Below are 1891 nucleotides of genomic sequence, written 5' to 3'. Positions count from 1 at the left end.
CGGTCCGGTGTTTCGCGGGCTGAACGCCGCCTGGAAACAAGACCAGAACATATACGCCCAGGTCGAACTCACCGAAAAAGAAACAGAAGCAACCAACAAATTCGGCCTACACCCAGGACTCCTAGACGCAGCACTACAAGCCGCAGCACTAACGAACAACGACTCAAAAACCCGACTCCCCTTCGAATGGCGTGACGTAACCGTACACGCAGTAGGAGCACGCTCCCTACGAGTACGCATCTCCCCCCACGCCACCCAAGGCGTGTCCGTACTCATGACCGACACAACAGGCACCCCCGTCGCCACCGTGGGATCACTCATCACCCGCGAAGTAGACGAAAAAGGCCTCAACTCCCCCCTCCACACCGCACACAACGCACTCTTCCACCTCGAATGGACCCCCCTCGACACAACCAACACCCCAAACAAACCCACCCACCACAACGAAATACTAGACCTCACCACCCCCACAGAAAAAAACCCACTCCAACGAACCCGCACACTCACAACCCACGCACTAAACACAGTCCAAGAACTACTCGCCCGCACCAAAGACGAACACTCCCACGCAGTCATACTGACCCAAGGCGGCGCACCCGGCACCACCTCCGACCCCGCCGCCGGCGCAGTATGGGGCCTCATCCGCACCGCACAATCAGAACACCCCGGACGATTCACACTCGTCGACACCGACAACACAGAAAAATCACAAGCAGCACTAGAAACAGCACTCACCACAGACGAACCACAAATAGCCATCCGCGAAGGAACAACACACGTACCGCGACTAGCACGCGAACCCATCGAAGAAAACACCACACAAAACAACACCACACCCACCACCAGCGAAGGCACCATCCTGGTGACCGGAGGCACCGGCACCCTAGGCGGCCTCATCGCCCAACGCCTGATCACCGAACACGGAGCCCGCGACCTCGTCCTGGCAAGCCGCCGCGGAACACAAGCACCAGGCGCCCAAGAACTCCAAACCCACCTACAAAACCTGGGCGCCCGAGTGGAAGTGGTCGCCTGCGACGTATCCGACCGCACCGCAGTCCAAAAAACACTCACACACATCCTGCGACGAGGCCCACTCACAGGTGTCGTACACACAGCCGGCGTCCTGGACGACGGCGTGATCACCGCACTGAACACCGACCGAATCAACACCGTCCTCAGCCCCAAAACCGACGCGGCCTGGCACCTACACGAACTCACCCAGGAAATGAACCTGGAAATGTTCGTACTGTTCTCATCAGCCTCAGGCATCTTCGGCAACCCCGGACAAGGAAACTACGCCGCAGCAAACGTGTTCCTGGACGCACTGGCCAGAACCCGCCACGAACAAGGCCTACCAGCAGTATCCCTGGCCTGGGGGCTATGGGAACAAGACAGCGAACTCACCGGCCAAATCAACCGCGACACCCTGACCAACCGCGGCGGCATGCGAGCCCTGGACACCGAAAAAGCCCTAACCCTGTTCGATGTGAGCGTGCGCTCCTCCCGCGCCGAACTGGTACCAGCCCACCTGGACCTCAAAGACACAGGACTCCGCGGAACCAACATCCCCACAGTCCTGCGAGGACTGGTACGCAGCACCCGACGCTCCGTCGACACCGGCGACGACGGCGGCCGCTCCCTCACCGACCAACTCCAAGGACTGCCCCAGCCCGAACGCGAACGCGCACTGCTGAACGTAGTACGCAGCGAAGCCGCCACAGCACTGGGATACCCCAGCGGCGACTCCATCGGCGCCGACCAGGCCTTCAAGGAAGTCGGATTCGACTCACTCGCCGCAGTGGAACTACGCAACCGCCTGGCCGCGGTCACCGGAGTCCGCCTCCCCGCCACCCTCGTCTTCGACTACCCAAACCCCAACACACTCGCCAAG

Annotated in this window: 1 protein-coding gene; it reads left to right on the top strand. The window is 60.8% G+C overall.

Going from position 1 to position 1891, the window contains the following annotated elements:
* Positions 1 to 7: 7 nt before the first annotated feature.
* A partial coding sequence (locus tag AC0T5L_RS27045) for a type I polyketide synthase (protein WP_476168319.1) occupies positions 8 to 1891 on the top strand: 1884 nt, incomplete at its 3' end.

The organism is Nocardiopsis sp. TRM 82005, assembly GCF_056312425.1.
Note: the sequence above shows the minus strand (reverse complement) of the source record. Positions and strands in the feature narration are given on the sequence as shown.